The sequence below is a fragment of the Leifsonia sp. KNZ12-8B genome (assembly GCF_056755495.1).
Genome location: NZ_JBPGXM010000074.1, coordinates 1 through 18,740, shown reverse-complemented (window position 1 = coordinate 18,740; position 18,740 = coordinate 1). Strand labels below are relative to the sequence as shown.

At 72.0% G+C, this 18,740-nt stretch carries 16 protein-coding genes; all 16 read left to right on the top strand.

The window, feature by feature from the left end:
• Positions 1–1,372: RsmB/NOP family class I SAM-dependent RNA methyltransferase (locus tag ACR9ZG_RS11880; RefSeq protein WP_481285046.1), on the top strand; the 1,372-nt coding region annotated here is incomplete at its 5' end.
• A gap of 43 nt (positions 1,373–1,415) precedes the next feature.
• Positions 1,416–2,108, top strand: coding sequence for a ribulose-phosphate 3-epimerase (rpe, locus tag ACR9ZG_RS11875; protein ID WP_481285045.1), 693 nt, complete (start codon positions 1,416–1,418; stop codon positions 2,106–2,108).
• Between the two features lie 9 nt (positions 2,109–2,117).
• Positions 2,118–2,381: a phosphoribosyl-ATP diphosphatase gene (locus ACR9ZG_RS11870; protein ID WP_481285044.1), complete on the top strand. Its 264-nt coding sequence runs from the start codon at positions 2,118–2,120 to the stop codon at positions 2,379–2,381.
• A 50-nt stretch (positions 2,382–2,431) separates the two neighbouring features.
• Entirely contained in the window at positions 2,432–3,271 is an 840-nt protein-coding gene (gene hisG, locus ACR9ZG_RS11865; protein ID WP_481285043.1) for an ATP phosphoribosyltransferase, read from the top strand.
• Positions 3,271–4,035, top strand: coding sequence for an imidazole glycerol phosphate synthase subunit HisF (gene hisF / locus ACR9ZG_RS11860; RefSeq protein WP_481285042.1), 765 nt, complete (start codon positions 3,271–3,273; stop codon positions 4,033–4,035). The genes hisG and hisF overlap by 1 nt, the downstream gene beginning before the upstream one ends.
• Complete coding sequence (gene hisI, locus ACR9ZG_RS11855; RefSeq protein WP_481285041.1) at positions 4,032–4,412, top strand: phosphoribosyl-AMP cyclohydrolase; 381 nt, start codon at positions 4,032–4,034, stop codon at positions 4,410–4,412. The genes hisF and hisI overlap by 4 nt, the downstream gene beginning before the upstream one ends.
• On the top strand, positions 4,409–5,971 hold the full coding sequence (locus ACR9ZG_RS11850) for an anthranilate synthase component I (RefSeq protein ID WP_481285040.1): 1,563 nt from the start codon (positions 4,409–4,411) through the stop codon (positions 5,969–5,971). The genes hisI and ACR9ZG_RS11850 overlap by 4 nt, the downstream gene beginning before the upstream one ends.
• Entirely contained in the window at positions 5,961–6,755 is a 795-nt protein-coding gene (locus ACR9ZG_RS11845; RefSeq protein WP_481285039.1) for a Trp biosynthesis-associated membrane protein, read from the top strand. The genes ACR9ZG_RS11850 and ACR9ZG_RS11845 overlap by 11 nt, the downstream gene beginning before the upstream one ends.
• Positions 6,756–6,860: 105 nt before the next feature.
• Complete coding sequence (locus tag ACR9ZG_RS11840) at positions 6,861–7,091, top strand: DUF6704 family protein (protein WP_481285038.1); 231 nt, start codon at positions 6,861–6,863, stop codon at positions 7,089–7,091.
• 3 nt (positions 7,092–7,094) lie between these two features.
• Positions 7,095–7,865, top strand: coding sequence for an indole-3-glycerol phosphate synthase TrpC (trpC, locus tag ACR9ZG_RS11835; RefSeq protein ID WP_481285037.1), 771 nt, complete (start codon positions 7,095–7,097; stop codon positions 7,863–7,865).
• On the top strand, positions 7,865–9,094 hold the full coding sequence (gene trpB / locus ACR9ZG_RS11830; protein ID WP_481285036.1) for a tryptophan synthase subunit beta: 1,230 nt from the start codon (positions 7,865–7,867) through the stop codon (positions 9,092–9,094). Before trpC ends, trpB begins: the two co-directional genes overlap by 1 nt.
• Positions 9,091–9,888: a tryptophan synthase subunit alpha gene (trpA, locus tag ACR9ZG_RS11825; protein WP_481285035.1), complete on the top strand. Its 798-nt coding sequence runs from the start codon at positions 9,091–9,093 to the stop codon at positions 9,886–9,888. The genes trpB and trpA overlap by 4 nt, the downstream gene beginning before the upstream one ends.
• An 86-nt stretch (positions 9,889–9,974) precedes the next feature.
• Positions 9,975–10,967: a prolipoprotein diacylglyceryl transferase gene (lgt, locus tag ACR9ZG_RS11820; RefSeq protein ID WP_481285047.1), complete on the top strand. Its 993-nt coding sequence runs from the start codon at positions 9,975–9,977 to the stop codon at positions 10,965–10,967.
• 147 nt (positions 10,968–11,114) lie between these two features.
• Positions 11,115–15,692, top strand: a complete 4,578-nt coding sequence (gene gltB / locus ACR9ZG_RS11815; RefSeq protein WP_481285034.1) for a glutamate synthase large subunit — start codon at positions 11,115–11,117, stop codon at positions 15,690–15,692.
• A 42-nt stretch (positions 15,693–15,734) separates the two neighbouring features.
• Positions 15,735–17,192 (top strand): glutamate synthase subunit beta, encoded by a 1,458-nt coding sequence (locus ACR9ZG_RS11810; RefSeq protein WP_481285033.1) that lies wholly within the window; start codon positions 15,735–15,737, stop codon positions 17,190–17,192.
• 85 nt (positions 17,193–17,277) lie between these two features.
• Positions 17,278–18,693 carry a pyruvate kinase gene (gene pyk / locus ACR9ZG_RS11805; protein ID WP_481285032.1) on the top strand — a complete coding sequence of 472 codons (1,416 nt, stop codon included), beginning with the start codon at positions 17,278–17,280 and terminating at the stop codon, positions 18,691–18,693.
• Positions 18,694–18,740 lie beyond the last annotated feature (47 nt).

Below are 18,740 nucleotides of genomic sequence, written 5' to 3'. Positions count from 1 at the left end.
CCCCTCCTCGGGCCGCGCCCAGCCCGCCCGCCAGGTCGCGCTCGACGTGCTCCAGGCGGTCCGCGAGTCGGACGCCTACGCCAACCTGCTCCTCCCCGGCCGGATCGCCCGCGCGCAGCTCTCGCCCGCCGATGCGGCCCTGGCGACCGAGCTGACCTACGGCACGCTGCGGATGCAGGGCTACTACGACCGCGTCATCGCGAAGGCGGCCGGCCGCACGGTCGACCGGATCGACCCTCCGCTGCTCGACGTGCTGCGCCTCGGTGCGCATCAGCTGCTCGCCACGCGGGTCGCACCGCACGCCGCTGTGAACGAGTCGGTCGCCCTGGCCCGCACGGTCGGCAGCCGCTCGGGCACCGGCTTCGTCAACGGCGTGCTGCGGGAGATCGGCCGGCACACCCCCGACGAATGGCGGGAGCGCGTCGGCGGCGACGCGAAGAACGAGGACGAGCGGCTGGCCGCCCTGACCTCGCATCCCGCGTGGATCGTGCGCGCCCTGCGGCGGTCGCTGGAGGCGGAGGGCCGCGAACACGAGCTGGCCGACCTCCTCGACGCCGACAACACCGCGCCGCGCGTGAATCTCGTCGCGCTGCCCGGGCTTGCCGATGCGCCGGAGGGTGCACGTCCCGACCGGTACTCGCCCGTCGGTTTCACGGCCGGCGGCGGAGACCCGCAGGGGCTCGTGGAGTCCTCCGGCGGCGCGCTGCGCGTGCAGGACGAGGGCTCGCAGCTGGCGGCCCTCGCGCTCACGCGCGCGCGGCCGGTGCAGCCGGGCGAGCGCTGGCTCGACCTCTGCGCCGGACCCGGCGGCAAGGCGGCCCTGCTCGCGGCGGAGGCGCTGGCCGGTGGCGCCGAGCTCGTCGCGAACGAGGTGGTCCCGGCGCGCGCCGAGCTCGTCCGCCGCGCCATCGCGCCCGTGCCGCTGGACGTGCCCGTGTGGGAGCGCGACGGCGTGGAGCTGGGGCGCGAGCACCCGGGAGAGTTCGACCGCATCCTCCTCGACGCGCCCTGCACCGGTCTCGGCGCGCTGCGTCGCCGACCGGAGGCGCGCTGGCGCAAGCAGCCGAAGGACGTCGCCGAGCTGACCCGGCTCCAGGAGGCGCTGCTCGACTCCGCCGTCGCCGCGCTGAAGCCGGGCGGACTGCTGGCCTACGTCACCTGCTCGCCGCACCTGGCCGAGACCCGGGCGGTCGTCGACCAGGCCCTCGACCGGCACGACGGCCTCCTGCAACCGGTCGGCACCGCCGAGGTCGTCCAGTCGCTCGCCTCCGAACGGCTCGACCTCGCGGGCGACGGCGACCGGGTGCAGCTGTGGCCGCACCGCCAGGTGACCGACGCCATGTTCATCGCGCTGCTGACCAAGCGGCCCTAGCGGGTTCGGGAGGCGCCGCCCGCGCGGGCAATAGGCTGGACGCATGGCACGCATCAACCCGAGCATCCTGGCCGCCGACTTCGTGAACCTGGAGCGCGACCTCGGGCGGATCTCGACCGCCGACCTCGTGCACGTCGACGTCATGGACAACCACTTCGTGCCCAACCTGACGTTCGGCCCGCAGATGGTGGGCCGCATCCAGGACGTGAGCACGATCCCGCTCGACGTTCACCTGATGATCGACGACCCCGACCGCTGGGCGCCCGGCTACGCCGAGCTCGGCGCGTACTCGGTGACCTTCCACGCCGAGGCGGCAGGCGACCCGGTGGCGCTCGCGCGCCGGCTCCGGGCGATCGGCGCCCGCGCCGGCATCGCGCTCAAGCCCGGCACCGACGTCACGCCCTACCTCGAGCTGCTGCCCGAGTTCGACCAGGTCCTCGTGATGACGGTCGAGCCCGGCTTCGGCGGCCAGTCCTTCATGCCGGAGACGATGCCCAAGCTGCGCCGCCTGCGCGAGGCGGTCGACGGCTCCGGCCTCGACGTCTGGCTGCAGGTCGACGGCGGCGTCACCGCCGAGACGATCGTGACCGCGGCGGACAACGGCGCCGACACGTTCGTGGCCGGGTCGAGCGTCTTCCGCGGCGAGCCCGCCGAGCAGATCGCGGCGCTCCGGGAGGCCGTGGCCGGGCACGTGCACGCGCACGCCGCTGCCGACGCCTCCTCCGCCGACCAGTAGGCTGTAACGGTGAAAACCTTCGACGACCTCTTCGCCGAGCTCAGCGAGAAGGCCGCCACCCGCCCGGAGGGCTCCGGGACGGTGCGCGAGCTGGACGCGGGCGTGCACGCCATCGGAAAGAAGATCGTGGAGGAGGCCGCCGAGGTCTGGATGGCCGCCGAGTACGAGAGCGACGAGGCCGCGGCCGAGGAGATCTCGCAGCTGCTGTACCACCTGCAGGTGCTGCTGCTCGCCAAGGGCCTCACCCCGGCCGACGTGTACCGACATCTGTGACGTGAGCCCCCCACGCCGCTGATCACCCCTCGTACACGAAAGACCCCATCATGCTGAGAATCGCCGTCCCCAACAAGGGCTCCCTCTCCGAGACCGCGGCGCAGATGCTGGCCGAGGCCGGCTACAACGGCCGACGCGACCCCAAAGAGCTCATCGTCGCCGACCCGCGCAACGACGTCGAGTTCTTCTACCTGCGCCCCCGCGACATCGCGACCTACGTCGGGTCGGGCGCCCTCGACGTCGGCATCACCGGCCGAGACCTCCTGCTCGACTCGGAGTCGCCGGCCGCCGAGATCGCGGCGCTCGACTTCGCCGCGTCCACGTTCCGCTTCGCCGGCCCTGCCGGGCAGTTCGCCGGGCTGGCCGACCTCGACGGCCGGCGCGTCGCGACCAGCTATCCGGGCCTCGTCGGCGCCTTCCTCGCCGAGAACGGCATCGGCTCGACCCTCGTCAAGCTCGACGGCGCGGTGGAGTCCGCGGTCCGGCTGGGCGTCGCCGACGCGGTCGCCGACGTGGTCGAGACCGGCACCACGCTGCGCAAGCAGGGCCTCGAGATCTTCGGCCCGGTCATCCTCGAGTCGGAGGCCGTGCTCATCTCGTCGCCGACCACCGCCGCCGGGGTGGACACGCTGGTGCGGCGGCTGCAGGGCGTCATGGTCGCCCGCCAGTACGTGCTCATCGACTACAACCTCCCCGTCGCGCTGCTCGACCGGGCCGTCGCGCTGACCCCCGGGGTCGAGTCGCCGACGGTGTCGCCGCTGGGGGAGCCGGACTGGGTCGCGGTGCGCGTGATGATCAAGCGCGACCAGACCAACCACATCATGGACGCCCTCTACGAGCTGGGCGCCAGGGCCATCCTGGTCACCTCGATCCACGCGGCGCGCATCTGATGGCGGTCGCGGTCAGGGTCATCCCGTGTCTCGACGTGGCGGCCGGCCGCGTCGTCAAGGGCGTCAATTTCGAGAACCTGCGCGATCAGGGCGATCCGGTCGAGCTGGCGAGGCGGTACTTCGAGCAGGGCGCCGACGAGCTGACGTTCCTCGACGTCACCGCGACCGTCGACGACCGCTCGACGACCTACGACGTGGTGCGCGCGACGGCCGAGCAGGTGTTCATCCCGCTGACCGTCGGCGGCGGCATCCGCAGCGTGGAGGACGTGGCCCGGCTGCAGGGCAGCGGCGCCGACAAGGTGGGCGTCAACTCCGCCGCCATCGCCCGGCCGGAGCTCATCGCCGAGATCGCGGTCCGCTTCGGCGCCCAGGTGCTCGTGCTGTCGCTCGACGTGAAGCGCTCGGCGGCGACGCCCTCCGGCTTCGTCGTCACCACGCACGGCGGCCGCACCGAGACCGATCTCGACGCTCTGGAGTGGGCCGCGCGTGCCATCGAGCTGGGCGCGGGGGAGCTGCTGGTGAACTCCATCGACGCCGACGGCACCAAGGAGGGGTTCGACCTCGAACTGATCCGCGAGATGCGCGCGATCAGCTCGGTGCCCGTCATCGCCTCCGGAGGCGCGGGCAAGGTCACCGACTTCCCGCCCGCGATCGAGGCGGGTGCCGACGCGGTCCTCGCGGCGAGCGTCTTCCACCAGGGCGAGTTGACCATCGGCGACGTCAAGGCCGAGCTGCAGAAGGCAGGAAGGGAGGTCCGCGCATGAGCGAGACCACCGCGACGATCCTCGAGCGCATCCGCTTCACCGACGCCGGGCTGGTCCCGGCGATCATCCAGCAGTGGGACACCCGCGAGGTGCTCATGATGGGCTGGATGGACGCGGAGGCGTTCCGCCGCACCATGACGGAGGGCCGGGTGACCTTCTGGTCCCGCTCCCGTCAGGAGTACTGGCGCAAGGGCGACACCTCCGGCCACGTGCAGTACGTGAAGGCGGCAGCGCTCGACTGCGACGGCGACACCCTCCTGGTGACCGTCGATCAGATCGGCGCCGCCTGCCACACCGGCACCCGCACCTGCTTCGACGCCGACCAGCTGGAGCCGGTCGTCGGCGAGAGCCCGGAACTCGCGCCGGAGGACCTGTGATCGCCACGGCGACCGGAACCACCACCCGGGACGCGTTCGACGCCCTCGTCGCCGGGCACCGCGTCGTGCCCGTCGTGCGCGAGCTGTTCGCGGACTCCGAGACGCCGGTCGGCATCTACCGCAAGCTCGCGGCAGGCCGCCCCGGCACCTTCCTGCTGGAGTCGGCGGAGCAGGGCGGCATCTGGTCGCGGTTCTCGTTCGTGGGTGCCGCCTCGTTCGGCGTGCTCACGCAGCAGGGCGACGAGGTCCGCTGGCTCGACTACGGCGTGAGCGCCGAGCGCGCGCGCGGCGCCCAGGCTGAGCAGGTCGCCGGCGCGTCCGGCGTGCGCCCGCTCGATGCCCTCGCCGCGCTGCACGCTCGGTGGCAGACCCCGCGCATCCCCGGCCTCCCGCCCCTCACCGGCGGCCTGGTCGGCTTCATCGGGTGGGAGGCGATCCGCCAGCTGGAGCGGCTGCCCGATCGCCCGCCCGCCGATCACGACGTGCCGGGTCAGGCGCTCGCCTTCGTCGCCGACCTCGTCGTCGTCGACCACCGCACCGGCACGGTGAAGCTCATCGCCAACGCGCTGTGCGACGGCGCCGAGCCGGCCGACGCGCTCTGGGCGGACGCGCAGCGACGCCTCGACCGCATGCAGCGCGAGCTCGCGCAGCCGACCGAGGCGCACCTCGCCGCGGTCGACCTCGGCGCACCGGCCGAGCCGGAGTCCCGGACGCCGCGCGACGACTTCCTGGCGTCCGTCGAGATCGCCAAGCAGCGCATCGTCGACGGCGACATCTTCCAGGTCGTGCTGTCGCAGCGCTTCGAGCTGCCGTCCCCGGCCGACGCCGTCGACGTGTACCGGGTGCTGCGCACGCTCAACCCGAGCCCGTACATGTACCTGCTGTCGCTGGAGCGGCCGGACGGCGCCGCCTATCAGATCGTCGGCTCCTCCCCGGAGGCGCTGGTCAAGGTGCAGGAGTCGCGCGCGTTCACGCATCCCATCGCCGGCTCCCGGCCGCGCGGGGCGACGCCGGAGGAGGACCTCGAGCTGGAGGCGTCCCTCCTCGCCGACGACAAGGAGCGCGCCGAGCACCTGATGCTCGTCGACCTCGCCAGGAACGACCTGCTCAAGGTCTGCACGGCCGGGTCGGTCGAGGTCACCGAGTTCATGCGGGTGGAGCGGTTCAGCCACATCATGCACATCGTCTCGTCGGTGGAGGGCGACCTCCGCGACGACGCCTCGGCGATCGACGTGTTCCGCGCCACGTTCCCCGCCGGCACGCTCTCCGGCGCCCCGAAGCCGATGGCCCTGCGGATCATCGACGAGCTGGAGCCGGCGCAGCGCGGCGTGTACGGGGGAGTGATCGGCTACTTCGACTTCGCCGGCGACGCCGACCTCGCCATCGCGATCCGCACGGCGACGCTGATCGACGGCCGCGCTCTCGTGCAGTCGGGCGCGGGCCTCGTCGCCGACTCCGTTCCGGAGACCGAGTTCGAGGAGACCCAGAACAAGGCGGCGGCGCCGCTGCGCGCGGTCGCCATCGCCGGGGCGATGAAGCGGGTGTCCGGTGACCACTGAGCCGGCCGAACCGCGCACGGCCAGGAGCCGCGGCCGGCGCGCGAAGTACCTCACGCTGCTCGTGATCGTCGTCGCGAGCGGCCTGGTGCTGCTCGCCGCCACGCAGACATGGTTCAGCGTCGCCCTGACGGACACGGCCGAGCACGGCGCGACGATCGCCGTGGCCGGCTCGGCGGCGGCGCCGGCGCTCACCGCGCTGGCGCTGGCCGGGCTCGCGCTCACCGCAGCGCTCGCCATCGCCGGGCCGGTGTTCCGCATCGTGCTCGCGCTGCTCGGCGTGCTGCTCGGCGGCTCGATCCTGTTCTCGGCCGGGAGCGCCATCGCCGACCCGCTGCGCGCCTCGACGTCCGCCGTGACCACGGCGACCGGCGTCGCCGGGGAGGCGTCCGTCGAGCGCCTCGTGCACGGGGTGACGACGAGCATCTGGCCTTGGGCGGCCATCGTCGGCGGCGTGCTGCTCATCCTCGGCAGCGCCGCCGTCGTCGTGCTGTCGCGGCTCTGGCCGGGCGCGTCGCGCAAGTACGAGACCCGGTTCCAGACGGCGGAGGGCGGAGACGCCGCCGCGGCACTGGCGGCCGCCGCGGGTGCCGCGACGATCGACGACGGCGCCGCGCCCGACGCCGACCTCGACGCCGACGCCGACGCCGACGATGCCGTGTCCGACGAGGACGAGGCCCGCGCCGTCGCCGAGGGCGGGAGCGAGGCGGGCCCGGCCTCCCTCGACCGCGACACCGCGATCGACAGCTGGGACGACCTCAGCCGCGGCGACGACCCGACCCGCTGAGCCGGGCCGCTGAGCCGGACCGCTCCTCCCCAGCCACTAGACTGGATCCGTTCCGAAAACCCGTGCGCGCCCCCGATGCGCGCGCACCCGACGTGCAGGAGTCCCATGAGCAGCGAGTCAGTCGAGCCAGGCCACGGTCACTCGCCGGCGGCGTGGACGGCCGTGATCATCATGCTGATCGCCTTCACCATCGGCGCCGTCGCGTTCTTCTTCGATGCGCCGATCGTCGTCTGGGCGGCGGCCGGTCTCGCCGTCATCGGCCTCATCGTCGGCTGGATCATGAAGCGCGCGGGGTACGGCGTCGGCGGCTCCAAGTACACGCCGAAGGGCCACTGACGCGTGCTGGCGGACCTCGTCGCCGGCGCCCGCGAAGACGCTGAGCGGCGCCGCGCGGAGCGCCCGCTCGCCGTGGTGGAGTCGGCCGCGCTCGCGCAGGCCCCGGCGCTCGACGCCCTCGCGGCGCTCGCGCCGGCCGAGCGCGTCAAGATCATCGCCGAGGTGAAGCGCGCGAGCCCCTCGCGCGGCGCCCTCGCCGACATCCCCGACCCCGCCGCCCTCGCGGCCGAGTACGAGACCGGCGGTGCCAGCGCGATCAGCGTCCTCACCGAGGAGCGCCGGTTCCACGGCTCGCTGGCCGACCTCGAGGCGGTCCGCGCCGCCGTGTCGCTGCCGGTGCTCCGCAAGGAGTTCGTCAGCGACCCGTACCAGGTGTTCGAGGCACGCGCCGCGGGCGCCGATCTGGTGCTGCTCATCGTCGCCGCCCTCGACCAGCAGCAGCTGACCGAGCTGCACGCGCTCGTCACCGAGCTGGGGATGACCTCCCTGGTGGAGGCGCACACCGCCGACGAGCTCAGCCGCGCCTTCGACACGGGTGCGCGCCTGGTGGGCGTGAACGCCCGCAACCTGTCCACCTTCGAGCTGGACCGCGACCTGTTCGGCCGGCTGGCCGACCGGTACCCGGCCGGCACGATCCGCGTGGCCGAGTCCGCCGTGAAGACCGCCGACGACGTCGCCCACTACCGGGCCGCCGGCGCCGACGTCGTCCTCGTCGGCGAGGCGCTCGTCACGAGCGACCCGGTCGCCACCCTCCACGAGTTCCTGGGAGCCTGATGTCCACCCCCGCACCCGGATCGCGACGCAACGCCGCCGGTCCCTACTTCGGCGAGTTCGGCGGCCGGTTCGTCCCCGAGTCGCTGGTCGCCGCCCTCGACGAGCTGACCGAGGCGTGGGAGGCCGCAAAGGCCGACCCCGCGTTCCACGCCGAGCTCGACGAGCTGCACCGCAGCTACACGGGCCGCCCGTCGCTCATCACCGAGGTCCCGCGCTTCGCCGAGCATGCCGGAGGCGCGCGCATCATCCTCAAGCGCGAAGACCTGAACCACACCGGCTCGCACAAGATCAACAACGTGCTCGGCCAGGCCATCCTGACCCGCCGCATCGGCAAGTCGCGCGTGATCGCCGAGACCGGCGCCGGCCAGCACGGCGTCGCCACCGCCACCGCGGCCGCGCTGTTCGGCCTCGACTGCACCATCTACATGGGCGAGGTCGACACCGAGCGCCAGGCGCTCAACGTGGCCCGCATGCGGCTCCTGGGCGCGGAGGTCATCGCCGTCAAGACCGGCTCCCGCACGCTCAAGGACGCCATCAACGACGCCATGCGCGACTGGGTGACCAACGTCGAGACGACCAACTACATCTTCGGCACCGCCGCGGGCCCGCACCCGTTCCCGGCGATGGTCCGCGACCTCCAGAAGATCATCGGCGAGGAGGCCCGCGAGCAGGTGCTCGAGCTGACCGGCGCCCTGCCGAGCGCGGTCGTCGCCTGCGTCGGCGGCGGCTCCAACGCCATCGGCATCTTCCACGCGTTCCTCGACGACGAGGACGTGCGCCTCATCGGCTACGAGGCCGGGGGAGAGGGCGCTGACACCCCGCGCCACGCCGCCACGATCTCCAAGGGCCGCCCGGGCGTGCTGCACGGCGCGCGGACGATGCTGCTGCAGGACGAGGACGGCCAGACCATCGAGTCACACTCCATCTCGGCGGGCCTCGACTACCCGGGCGTCGGCCCGGAGCACTCGCACCTCGCCGCCATCGGCCGCGCCGAGTACCGCCCGGTGTCGGACGACGCCGCGATGGAGGCGCTGCGGCTGCTCAGCCGCACCGAGGGCATCATCCCGGCCATCGAGTCGTCGCACGCCCTCGCGGGCGCGCTGGAGCTGGGCCGCGAGCTCGGACCGGACGCGATCATCCTGGTGAACCTCAGCGGCCGCGGCGACAAGGACATGGAGACCGCCGGGCGCTACTTCGACCTCATCGACGACGGGGCCGTGCAGTCGTGAGCCGGGTCGCCGACACCATCGCCCGCCGCAACGCGGAGGCCGCCGGCGCGCTGGTCGGGTACCTCCCGGCCGGCTTCCCCGACCTCTCCACCAGCATCGACGCGGCCGTCGCGCTCGCGAACAACGGCGTCGACGTCATCGAGCTGGGGCTGCCGTACTCCGACCCTGTGATGGACGGCGCGGTCATCCAGGCCGCCACGCAGCAGGCGCTCGGCAACGGGTTCCGGCTGCGCGACGGCTTCACCGCCGTCCGCGAGATCACGGCGCAGGTCGACATCCCCGTCCTCGTCATGACCTACTGGAACCCCGTGCTGCAGTACGGCGTCGACCGGTTCGCCGACGACCTCGCCGCCGCCGGGGGAGCAGGGCTCATCACGCCCGACCTCATCCCGGACGAGGGCGGCGCCTGGCTGGACGCCTCGGACCGGGTCGGTCTCGACCGCGTCTTCCTCGCCGCGCCGAGCTCCACAGACGCCCGTCTCCGGCAGGCCGTCGAGAAGAGCCGCGGCTTCGTCTACGCGGTCTCGACGATGGGCATCACCGGCGCCCGCAGCGACGTCGACTCGGCGGCCCGCACGCTCGTGGGCCGTCTCCGCGAGGCCGGTGCGACGAGCACGTGCGTCGGCCTCGGCATCTCCAGCGCGGCCCAGGTCGCCGAGGTGCTCGAGTACGCGGACGGCGCGATCGTCGGCTCCGCGCTCGTCAAGGCGCTGGCCGACGGAGGAGTGGAGGCCGCCGGACGCACCGCGGCCGAGCTCGCGACCGGCACGGCCGGGGCCCGCACGCCGCGGTAGCGGCGGCGTTCTAGACTATTGAGGCTGCGCGCCGCCGGCGCCGCGGCGTGAACGACACGGAAGGTGAGTCACGGGTGGTTGCGACCTTGAGCAGCTGGTACGCCGGCATCCCCAGCCCGGGGCCCGAGTGGCAGCAGATCCCGATCGACATCTTCGGGCTGCACTGGCGGATCCAGACGTACGCGATCTGCATCCTCATCGGGATCATCGTGGCGGCGATGTGGACCTCCCGCCGCCTCACCAAGCGCGGCGCCGAGCCGGGCGTCGTGCTCGACATCCTGCTCTGGGCCGTCCCGCTCGGCATCGTCGGCGCCCGGCTGTACCACGTGGTCACGCACCCCAACGACTACTTCTACGAGGGCGCGAACCCGTGGGCCGTGCTCTACATCTGGGAGGGCGGCAACGCCATCTTCGGCTCGCTGATCGGCGGCGCGGTCGGCGCCTGGATCGGCTGCCGCTGGACCGGGCTCCGGTTCTGGACGTTCGCCGACGCGCTCGCCCCGGCGCTCCTCCTCGCCCAGGCGATCGGCCGCCTCGGCAACTGGTTCAACCAGGAGCTGTTCGGCCTGCCCACCAGCCTCCCGTGGGGACTGGAGATCGACCCGACCAACAAGGCCATCCCGGTCGGCCTCCCCGAGGACACGCTGTTCCAGCCGCTGTTCCTGTACGAGATCATCTGGAACGTCATCGGCGTGATCGTGATCGTCTGGCTGGAGCGCCGGTTCCGCCTCCAGTGGGGCAAGGCGTTCGCCGTCTACCTCATCTGGTACGGGCTCGGCCGTTCGTACCTCGAGTCGATCCGGATCGACCCGAGCGAGTTCTCTTTCCTCGGGATCCCGACCAACGTCTGGGCCGCGTTCGTCGCCGTGGTGCTGGGCGTCGTGATCTTCATCGTGCAGTCGCGCCGCCACACCGGACTCGAGCCGAGCCCTTACCGGCCGGGTCGTGAGTGGGTCCGGCCCGATGCTGAGGTAGACTCGGACGACACTGACCTGGATGACGAGGGCTCCGCCGATGACGACGGGGTGCCCGCCGGGTCCTCCGCAGCCACCGCCACAAGCGGACCCGGCTCGAAGTAACACCCCGTCAGGCGATACCCGCAAGCACCCTCCCCACCGCACCGTATCCCCGGGCCGCACACAGCCCGGACCGCGTCGGAACCCCTCCCACCTCCCCTGGGCCGATGGCGTCCCCCCGCATCCACGAACAGTGAGGACGGTCGAAAGATGGCGCTCACGCCTCCCCATCACCGCTTCGGCAGCCTTCCCGGCAAGCAGGGTCTCTACGACCCCGCCGACGAGAAGGACGCGTGCGGCCTCGCCATGGTGGCGACGCTGCGCGGCACCGCCGGTCACGACATCATCGACGCGGCGCTCGAAGCGCTGCGCCACCTCGAGCACCGCGGTGCCGTCGGCTCCGACGCCGGCACCGGCGACGGCGCGGGCATCATCACGCAGGTGCCCGACGCCTTCCTCCGCGCGGTGTCCGGGTTCGAGCTCCCCGCCGCCGGAAGCTACGCGGTCGGTAACGCGTTCCTCCCGACCGACGCGGGCGAGCGCGAGCGCGTCAAGGCCGCGGTGGAGGCGATCGCCGCCGAGCAGGATCTCACCGTCATCGGCTGGCGCGAGGTGCCGGTGCGCCCCGACGAGCTGGGCACCCTCGCCCGCGAGGCGATGCCCGTCATCGAGCAGCTCTACGTCGCGAGCACGCGGCTCGGCGAGGCGGGGGAGCCGGTCTCCGGCATCCAGCTCGACCGGCAGACCTTCTTCCTGCGCAAGCGGGCGGAGCGCGAGCTCGACCTGTACTTCTCGTCGCTGTCGAGCCGGACGCTCGTCTACAAGGGCATGGTGACGACCCTCCAGCTGGAGCCGTTCTACCCCGACCTGTCCGACCAGCGCTTCGCCTCCAAGCTCGCGCTCGTCCACTCCCGCTACTCCACCAACACCTTCCCGTCGTGGCCGCTCGCGCAGCCGTTCCGGATGATCGCCCACAACGGCGAGATCAACACCGTGCAGGGCAACCGCAACTGGATGCGCGCCCGCCAGTCGCAGCTCGAGAGCGAGCTGCTCGGCGACCTCGGCGCCGTGTTCCCGGTCGTCACGCCCGGCGCGAGCGACTCGGCGTCGTTCGACGAGGTCGTGGAGCTCATCTCGCTGTCCGGCCGCTCGCTCCCGCACGCCGTCATGATGATGGTCCCGGAGGCGTGGGAGAACCAGACCGAGATCGACCCGGTCCGCCGTAGCTTCTACGAGTACCACTCGATGCTCATGGAGCCGTGGGACGGCCCCGCCGCGATCGTGTTCACCGACGGCTCGCTCGTCGGCGCGACCCTCGACCGCAACGGTCTGCGCCCCGGCCGCTACGTCGTCACCAACGACGGCCTCGTCGTGCTGGCGAGCGAGATCGGCGTGCTCGACTTCGAGCCGAGCCGCGTGGTGCGGAAGGGCCGCCTCCGTCCCGGCCGCATGTTCCTCGTCGACACCGAGGCCGGCCGCCTCATCGAGGACGACGAGATCAAGTCGCAGCTCGCCTCCGGCGCGCCGTACGGCGAGTGGCTGGACGAGGGCCGGATCAACCTCAAGGACCTGCCGGAGCGCGAGCACATCGTGCACACCCCGGCCTCGATCACGCGCCGTCAGCGCACCTTCGGCTACACCGAGGAGGAGGTCCGCATCCTCCTCAAGCCGATGGCGACCACCGGTGCGGAGCCGCTCGGCGCGATGGGCTCCGACACGCCCGTCGCCGTGCTCTCGGAGCGTCCGCGCCTGCTCTTCGACTACTTCACCCAGCAGTTCGCCCAGGTGACCAACCCGCCGCTGGACTCCATCCGCGAGGAGGTCGTCACCACGATGAAGCTGGGCCTCGGCCCGGAGCGCAACCTCCTGACCGCCGGTCCGGAGCACGCGCGCCAGGTCGTGCTCGACTTCCCGGTGATCGACAACGACGAGCTGGCGAAGATCCAGCACATCGACCCGCGTCCCGGCAGCCGCCTGACGACGACGGTGCGCGGCCTGTACCGCGTCGAGTCCGGCCCTGACGCGCTCGAGCGCCGCCTGGCCGAGATGTGCGACGAGGTCGACGAGGCGATCGAGGCGGGAGCGCAGTTCATCGTGCTCAGCGACCGCGACTCCGACAAGGACCTCGCGCCCATCCCGTCGCTGCTGATGCTCGCTGCCGTCCACCACCACCTGATCCGGGCCGAGACCCGGATGAAGGTCGGCCTGATCGTGGAGGCCGGCGACGTGCGCGAGGTGCACCACGTGGCCCTCCTCATCGGCTACGGCGCCTCGGCGATCAACCCGTACCTGGCGATGGAGACCTGCGAGGAGCTCGTCCGCTCCGGCATGATCGCCGGCGTCTCGCCCGAGAAGGCCGTTAAGAACGTGATCAAGGCGCTCGGCAAGGGCGTGCTGAAGATCATGTCGAAGATGGGCATCTCCACGGTGTCGTCGTACGCGGGCGCCCAGGCGTTCGAGGCGGTCGGACTCAGCCAGGAGTTCGTGGACCAGTACTTCACCGGCACGACGAGCAAGCTCGGCGGCGTCGGGATGGAGGTCATCGCGGCCGAGAACCTCGCGCGCCACGCCGCCGCCTACCCGGGCGAGGGCGCCGCCCACGCGCACGAGCGTCTCGCGACCGGCGGCGAGTACCAGTGGCGCCGCGACGGCGCACCGCACCTGTTCAACCCGGAGACGGTGTTCCGCCTCCAGCACGCCACCAGGACCAGGCGCTACGACATCTTCCGCGAGTACACGAAGCTCGTCGACGACCAGTCGGAGTCGCTCATGACGCTGCGCGGCATGTTCCGGCTCAAGACGGGCGAGCGCCCGCCGGTGCCGCTCGACGAGGTCGAGCCGGTGGAGTCCATCGTCAAGCGGTTCTCGACCGGCGCGATGAGCTACGGCTCCATCTCCAAGGAGGCGCACGAGACCCTCGCGATCGCCATGAACCGGCTCGGCGCCAAGTCGAACACCGGTGAAGGCGGCGAGGACCTCGACCGCCTCCTCGACCCGGAGCGGCGCAGCGCGATCAAGCAGGTCGCGTCCGGCCGGTTCGGCGTCACGTCGATGTACCTGACGCACGCCGACGACATCCAGATCAAGCTCGCCCAGGGCGCGAAGCCCGGCGAGGGCGGTCAGCTCCCGCCGACCAAGGTGTACCCGTGGGTGGCGCGGACCCGGCACGCTACCGCCGGCGTCGGCCTCATCTCGCCGCCGCCGCACCACGACATCTACTCGATCGAGGACCTCAAGCAGCTGATCTTCGACCTCAAGCGCGCCAACCCCGGCGCCCGGGTCCACGTGAAGCTCGTGAGCGAGTCGGGCATCGGCGCGGTGGCGGCCGGCACGGCGAAGGCGCTGGCCGACGTCATCCTGGTCTCCGGCCACGACGGCGGCACCGGAGCCTCCCCGGTCAACTCGCTCAAGCACGCGGGCACCCCGTGGGAGCTCGGCCTCGCCGAGACGCAGCAGACGCTCATGCTCAACGGCATGCGCGAGCGCGTCGTCGTGCAGGTCGACGGACAGCTCAAGAGCGGCCGCGACGTCATCGTCGGCGCGCTGCTCGGCGCGGAGGAGTTCGGCTTCGCCACGGCGCCGCTGGTCGTCTCCGGCTGCATCATGATGCGCGTCTGCCACCTCGACACCTGCCCCGTCGGCGTCGCCACGCAGAACCCGGAGCTGCGCTCCCGGTTCTCGGGCAAGCCGGAGTTCGTGGTCAACTTCTTCGAGTTCATCGCCCAGGAGGTGCGCGAGTACCTCGCCGAGCTGGGCTTCCGCTCGCTCGACGAGGCGATCGGCCACGCCGAGCTGCTCGACGTCGACCGCGCCATCCAGCACTGGAAGGCGTCGGGCATGGACCTGTCGCCGATCCTGCACGGCCCGGCGTTCCCGGACACCGCCCCGCGCCGCAACGGCCGCGCCCAGGACCACGAGCTGGAGGAGCACTTCGACAACCAGCTCATCCACGCGGCGCAGGACGTGCTGGCGAACGGCGGGACGCTGCGGCTGAGCCTCCCGATCCGCAACACCGAGCGCGCGGTCGGCACCATGCTCGGCCACGAGGTCACGGTGCGGCACGGCGAGAACGGCCTCCCGGCCGGCTCGATCGACATCACGCTCACCGGCTCGGCCGGCCAGTCGCTCGGGGCGTTCCTGCCCTCTGGCATCACGTTGCGGCTGGAGGGAGACTCCAACGATTACGTCGGCAAGGGCCTCTCGGGCGGCCAGATCGTCGTCCGCCCGCCGCGGGACAGCGCGTTCGCGGCCGAGGAGAACGTCATCGCGGGCAACGTGATCGGCTACGGCGCGACGCAGGGCAGCATGTTCATCCGCGGCATCGTGGGCGAGCGGTTCCTGGTCCGCAACTCCGGAGCGACCGCGGTCGTGGAGGGCGTGGGCGACCACGCGCTCGAGTACATGACCGGCGGCCTCGCCGTGATCCTCGGCAGCACGGGCCGCAACCTCGGCGCCGGCATGTCGGGCGGCACGGCCTACGTGTACGAGCTGCAGGAGGGGCGCGTCAACCGCGACTCGCTCGCGAGCGGCGAGCTGGAGCTGCTGCCCCTTGGCAGCGGCGACATCGAGATCCTGCGCGACCTGCTCGAGCGGCACGTCGCCGAGACCGGCTCCGAGCTGGCCCAGCGGATGCTCGACGACTTCGACGGCACCGTCGCGAAGTTCGTGAAGGTGCTGCCGCGCGACTACGCCGCCGTGCTGCAGATGCGCCAGGAGGCCGTCGACGAGGGCCTCGACCCCGACGGCGAGATCGTGTGGAACCGGATTCTGGAGGTGACCGGCGGATGATGCTGCCTGATCCCAAAGGCTTTCTCGAATCGGAGGTGACCGGTGGCTGACCCCAAAGGCTTTCTGAAGGTGACCGAGCGGGAGCTGCCCAAGCGCCGCCCCGTCTCGGTCCGGCTGATGGACTGGAAAGAGGTCTACGAGGCGCAGGACCCGGCGCAGCTGCGCCGGCAGGCCGGACGCTGTATGGACTGCGGCGTCCCGTTCTGCCACCAGGGCTGCCCGCTCGGCAACCTCATCCCGGAGTGGAACGACCTGATGTGGCGCGGGGAGGGCCGCCAGGCGATCGAGCGCCTGCACGCGACCAACAACTTCCCGGAGTTCACCGGCCGGCTCTGCCCGGCGCCGTGCGAGTCGTCGTGCGTGCTCGGCATCAACCAGCCGGCCGTGACGATCAAGCAGGTCGAGGTGTCGATCATCGACCAGGCGTGGCAGAACGGCTGGGTGCAGCCGCACCCGCCGGAGCGCCTCACCGGCAAGACCGTCGCCGTCGTCGGCTCCGGCCCCGCCGGCCTCGCGGCCGCGCAGCAGCTGACCCGCGCCGGCCACACGGTCGCCGTGTACGAGCGTGACGACCGCATCGGCGGCCTGCTGCGCTACGGCATCCCGGACTTCAAGATGGAGAAGAAGCACCTGGAGGCCCGGCTCAACCAGATGATGGCCGAGGGCACCCGCTTCCGCGCGGGCGTCAACATCGGCGTCGACATCACCTGGGACGAGCTGCGCGCCCGCTACGACGCCGTCGTGATCGCGACCGGCGCGATGGTGCCGCGCGACCTCCCGATCCCGGGTCGCGACCTGGCCGGCGTGCACTTCGCGATGGAGTACCTGGTTCAGCAGAACAAGGCGGGCGCCGGCGACGACGTGTCCGGGCAGATCACGGCCGACGGCAAGCACGTCGTCGTCCTCGGCGGCGGCGACACCGGTGCGGACTGCATCGGCACCGCGCACCGCCAGGGCGCCGCGAGCGTCACGAACCTCGCCATCGGCAAGCAGCCGCCGTCGGAGCGCCCCGCGCACCAGCCGTGGCCGATGACCCCGACCCTGTTCGAGGTGCAGTCGGCGCACGAGGAGGGCGGCCAGCGCGAGTACCTCGCGTCGACGGTCGAGTTCCTCGCCAACGAGTTCGGCGAGGTCCGCGCGCTGCGCGTGGCCGAGACCGAGTACCTCGACGGCCGCCGCGTGCCGAAGGCCGGCACCGAGCGCGAGATCCCCGCGGACCTCGTCCTGCTCGCCCTGGGCTTCACCGGCCCGGAGCAGGCCGACCTGTCCGGCCAGCTGGGCCTCCCGTTCGACGAGCGCGGCAACGTGCAGCGCGGCGGCGACTACCAGACCGGCGAGCCCGGCGTCTTCGTGGCGGGCGACGCCGGCCGCGGCCAGTCGCTCATCGTGTGGGCGATCGCAGAGGGCCGGGCGGCGGCGGCCGCCGTCGACCGGTATCTTGAAGGGGAGACGCAGCTGCCGGCCCCGGTCCGACCGACGGACCGCGGCATCCTGGTCTGAAGCGCCAGCCCGCGCCCGCGGGGCACAATCCACCGAATCACGCGCCCATCCGCGGCGCAGAAAATCACGGAGCGAACGTAGAAGCATGAGAAGGGCGAAAATCGTCGCGACCCTCGGGCCGGCGACCTCGAGCTATGAGAACATCCGCGCGATCATCGACGCGGGTGTGGATGTGGCCCGGATGAATCTGAGTCACGGCAGCTACGAGGTGCACGAGGGCGTCTACGCCAACGTGCGCAAGGCGGCGGACGACGCGGGCAAGCCCGTCGCCGTGCTTGTCGACCTCCAGGGTCCGAAGATCCGCCTCGGCAAGTTCGAGGCCGGCCCCTACGAGCTGGCCGAGGGCGACATCTTCAAGATCACCACCGAGGACATCATCGGCACCAAGGAGATCTCCTCGACCACGTTCAAGGGCCTGCCCCAGGACGTGAAGCCGGGCGACTTCCTCCTCATCGACGACGGCAAGGTGCGCGTGCGCGTGCTCGAGACGGATGGCACGGTCGTGACGACCGAGGTCATCGTCGCGGGCCCGGTCTCGAACAACAAGGGCATCAACCTGCCCGGCGTCGCGGTCAACGTGCCCGCGCTGTCCGAGAAGGACGAGGCGGACCTCCGCTGGGGCCTCAAGCTCGGCGCCGACCTGATCGCGCTGTCGTTCGTGCGCAACGCCGCCGACATCGAGCGGGTGCACGAGATCATGGCCGAGGAGGGGCGCAAGATCCCCGTCGTCGCCAAGATCGAGAAGCCGCAGGCCGTGGAGGCGCTGGAGGGCATCATCGAGGCCTTCGACGCGATCATGGTGGCCCGCGGCGACCTGGGCGTCGAGCTGCCGCTGGAGGCCGTGCCGATCGTGCAGAAGCGCGCGGTCGAGCTGGCCCGCCGCGCGGCCAAGCCGGTCATCGTCGCCACCCAGATGCTCGAGTCCATGATCTCGAGCCCGGTCCCGACCCGCGCCGAGACCTCGGACGTCGCCAACGCCGTCCTCGACGGCGCCGACGCGGTCATGCTCTCGGGCGAGACCAGCGTGGGCGAGTACCCGACGGTCACCGTGCAGACCATGGCCCGCATCGTCTCCTCCACCGAGGAGCACGGCATGGACCGCATCGCCCCGCTCGGCACGCGTCCGCGCACGCAGAGCGGCGCGATCACCCTGGCGGCGGTGGAGGTCGCGGACTTCGTCGAGGCGAAGTACCTCTGCGTCTTCACCGAGTCGGGCGAGTCGGCTCGCCGCATGGCCCGCCTGCGCAACAAGATCCCGATCCTGGCCTTCACGCCGGAGGAATCGGTGCGCCGCCGCATGTCGCTGTTCTGGGGCGTGGAGTCGTTCGTCGTCGACCGCGTCACCCACACCGACCAGATGGTCGCCCAGGTCGACGAGGCGCTGAAGTCGACCGGCCGCGCCGTGAACGGCGACAAGGTCATCATCATCTCCGGTTCCCCTCCCGGGATCCCCGGCACCACCAACGACATCCGCGTGCACCGCGTGGGCGACGTCCTCTGACGACGATCCCCGGTCACCGGTAGCGGAGGGCCCCCCCCCCGCGGGGG

Bases quoted from the DNA above. Each gene is read 5' to 3' on its own strand.
- rpe (WP_481285045.1), top strand. From the start codon at position 1,416: ATGGCACGCATCAACCCGAGCATCCTGGCCGCCGACTTCGTGAACCTG.
- hisG (WP_481285043.1), top strand. From the start codon at position 2,432: ATGCTGAGAATCGCCGTCCCCAACAAGGGCTCCCTCTCCGAGACCGCG.
- hisF (WP_481285042.1), top strand. From the start codon at position 3,271: ATGGCGGTCGCGGTCAGGGTCATCCCGTGTCTCGACGTGGCGGCCGGC.
- hisI (WP_481285041.1), top strand. From the start codon at position 4,032: ATGAGCGAGACCACCGCGACGATCCTCGAGCGCATCCGCTTCACCGAC.
- ACR9ZG_RS11840 (WP_481285038.1), top strand. From the start codon at position 6,861: ATGAGCAGCGAGTCAGTCGAGCCAGGCCACGGTCACTCGCCGGCGGCG.
- trpB (WP_481285036.1), top strand. From the start codon at position 7,865: ATGTCCACCCCCGCACCCGGATCGCGACGCAACGCCGCCGGTCCCTAC.
- gltB (WP_481285034.1), top strand. From the start codon at position 11,115: ATGGCGCTCACGCCTCCCCATCACCGCTTCGGCAGCCTTCCCGGCAAG.
- pyk (WP_481285032.1), top strand. From the start codon at position 17,278: ATGAGAAGGGCGAAAATCGTCGCGACCCTCGGGCCGGCGACCTCGAGC.